Annotated in this window: 3 protein-coding genes; all 3 read right to left on the bottom strand. The window is 76.1% G+C overall.

The window, feature by feature from the left end; all coding sequences use genetic code 11:
• Nucleotides 1-80 precede the first annotated feature (80 nt).
• Complete coding sequence (locus ACR9ZG_RS18605) at nucleotides 81-728, bottom strand: NADPH-dependent F420 reductase (RefSeq protein WP_481286330.1); 648 nt, start codon at nucleotides 726-728, stop codon at nucleotides 81-83.
• A gap of 166 nt (nucleotides 729-894) precedes the next feature.
• Nucleotides 895-1,617, bottom strand: a complete 723-nt coding sequence (locus tag ACR9ZG_RS18600) for a glycosyltransferase family 2 protein (RefSeq protein WP_481286329.1) — start codon at nucleotides 1,615-1,617, stop codon at nucleotides 895-897.
• The coding region (locus ACR9ZG_RS18595) for a PIG-L family deacetylase (protein WP_481286328.1) at nucleotides 1,614-2,831 on the bottom strand (1,218 nt) is incomplete at its 5' end. The genes ACR9ZG_RS18600 and ACR9ZG_RS18595, both read right to left, overlap by 4 nt.

Genomic DNA, 2,831 nt, shown 5'->3' with positions numbered 1-2,831 from the left:
AGATGTGTATAAGAGACAGGAATCGGACCGATTCGGGGCGTTTTTCCTGTGCTCGGCGGCGGGCGGCCGGCGGGTGGGGGCTACATGTCGCGGTAGCGCTTCGCGGCGGCGACGGCCTCGCGGAGCTGCGCGGCGTCCATGCGCTGCACGTAGCCGGGGGTGTCGCGCTGGATCCGCCAGCCCTCCGCGAGCGGGCCGATGTCGAGCGGGTCGAAGCCGAACTGGTCGATCAGCTCGGCGACGCGGGCGCGGGCCTCCGCGTCGTCGCCCGCGACGATGAGCGCGCGGCGTCCGGGCGTCCCGGCCGGCTGGCCCTCGGTGGTGAGGGCCGCGGCGCCGATGTGGTTGAACGCCTTCACGACCTTCGAGGTCGGGAGGATCGCCTGCAGCCGCTCGGCGACGGTCGTGGACTCGTCGTCCAGCTCGGCGATGTGCCCGTCGCGCTGCGGGTAGTAGTTGTTGGTGTCGATCACGATCTTGCCGGCCAGCTCCTCCACCGGGAGGGTCGCCTCGGCCGCGAGCGGCGTCGTGACCACGACGAGATCGCCGGCGGCCGCGGCCTCGGCGGGGGTCGCCGCGCGCGCCTGCGGGCCGAGCTCGGCGACGAGGTCCGTCAGGGTCTCGGGGCCGCGCGAGTTGCTCAGCACGACGTCGTAGCCGTGCGCGACGGCGAGCCGCGCGAGCTGCGAGCCGATGTGTCCAGAACCGATGAGTCCGATGGTTGCCATACCGCCGACAACCGGCCTCCCGGCGCGCGCATTCCCGCTCCGCTCATCCCCGCTCCGCTCGCCCCCGCCATCGCTTCCGGACCTGTGCGCGCGACACGCCGGGCGCGGGCGTGCAGAAGTCCGGAAGCGATGGCGGGGGGCGTCAGGGCGTCAGGGCGTCAGGGCGTCAGGGCGTCAGCGCGGTGAGGTACGCGGCGTAGCCGTCGGGGGCGCGGCCCGCGAGGCGCGCGGAGGTGATGACCGGCTCCTCCTCGGAGGCCGCGATCGTCGCGCCGGCGGCCCTCAGCCGGTCGACGAGGGCGACGTCCTCGCCGGTCGCGAGCGGCAGCATCCCGCCCACCGCCCGGTACGCGTCCGCCCGCACACCGAGGTTGGCGCCGTGCACGTGCCCCAGGGTGGAGCCGGGGGAGTGGCGGGCGCGCCACGCGTGGCGGCGCGGGCGGTCGAGGTCGTCCAGGCGCGGGATCACCGCTCCGACGTAGGCGTCGGCGGTCGACGCGGCGCGCAGGTGCTCCCGCAGCCAGTGGCGGGGGACCGCGCCGTCGGCGTCGGTCATCGCGATCCACACGGCCCGGTCGGGCTCGCGGGCGCTCGCGAGGGCCGCCTCGATCGCGGCGGCGCGGCTGCGGCCGACGCTCGCGTACGTCCGTTCGATGGTGCGGACGAGGGGATGCCGTGCCGCGATCTCCGCCGAGTCGTCGGTGCAGGCGTCGAGCAGCAGGACGATGGAGGTCCGGACCAGCGGCACCGCCGCGCACGCCCGTTCGAGCGAGGTGAGGCAGGCGTCGAGCGTGGCGGCCTCGTCGCGCGCCGGCACGGCGATCACGATCCGCTCCACCGCGGGGCGGGAGCCGTCGACGGCCGCGGCCGGCCGCGGCAGGCGGGTCACGACCCCTCCTCCGGACGCCGGAGCACCTCGAGCAGGAACCCCTCGTCGCGGTGCTCGACCACGACCGGGAACCCGCTGCGCTCGCGGAACACGCGGTGCGCCTCCACCCCTGACTGCGCGAAGTCGTCGGCCTGACCGGTCCAGTGGCACAGCACCACCTCGCCGCCCGGCGCGAGGGAGGCGACGCAGCGGTCGACGGCGTCCCTCCACTCGTCCGCCGCCAGGTAGTACGCCACCTCGCTGACGAGGACAAGGTCGAGCGGCCCCTCCGGCCAGTCGCCGGGCACCCGGCCGCGCGCGACCGTCGCACCGGGGAAGGCGGCGACCCGCCGCGCCGCCGTCTCGACCGCTGCCGCCGAGGCGTCGATCGCCAGCAGCGCCTCGCAGCGTTCGGCGAGCACCGCGGTCACCTCGCCGACCGAGCAGCCGACCTCGAACGCGCGCCCGTACCGCTCGCGCGGCAGAGCGGCGGCGATGAGCGAGCGCTTGCGGCGTTCGTACCAGCGCGAGCGCACCGACCACGGGTCCTCCCGCTCGCGGTGGAGCCGCTCGAAGTGCTCGTCCCTGGCCGCGTCCTCGGACACGATCAGCGCCTCCCGCCCCTCCGCCGCCCGCCGCACGAACCCCTCGGCCAGCACCCCGCCGGGATGCGCCGGGCTGTGCAGCTGCGAGGTGAACGACCGCAGCGCCTCCCGTTTGCGCCTCCGCTGCCCGGGCGTCAGCTCGACGACCCGCAGCCGCGACCACGGCACGTCCTCGGGGCGGCCCCACTGCCAGAGCCATACCGGATACGTCAGCACCGTCTCGCCGCGCTCCGCCGCCGCCCGGGCCACCTCGCGGCCGAGCGTGCGGTGATCGCCGTGCCGGTCGCCCGGCCAGGGCGCCAGCAGGAGCCGCGGGCCTGGGTCCGGGCTCGCATCGCGGCCATGGTCCGCGTCGAGCACCCGGGCGACGGCCGCGTGCAGCTCGTCGGCGTGATGCTTGAGCGCCCCGTCGGGGAGGTGGAGGGGCAGCACGCGCGCGTCCGGCAGCCCCAGCACGGCCAGCGCCTCCGCCAGCTCGTCGAGGCGGGCCGGGTCGTCGCTGGTCGCGACCACCACGGTGACGTCCATCCCGCGGTCGGCGGCGAGCGCGAGCAGCCCGCCGGCGCCGAGCGTCTCGTCGTCGGGGTGGGCCGAGAAGACGACGAGGCGGGGAGGGAGGGCGTCGAGCTC

It is taken from the genome of Leifsonia sp. KNZ12-8B (assembly GCF_056755495.1).
The sequence above is the reverse complement of the archived record's forward strand: the minus strand, read 5'-3'. Positions and strand labels throughout refer to the sequence as shown.

Bases quoted from the DNA above. Each gene is read 5' to 3' on its own strand.
- ACR9ZG_RS18605 (WP_481286330.1), bottom strand. From the start codon at position 728: ATGGCAACCATCGGACTCATCGGTTCTGGACACATCGGCTCGCAGCTC.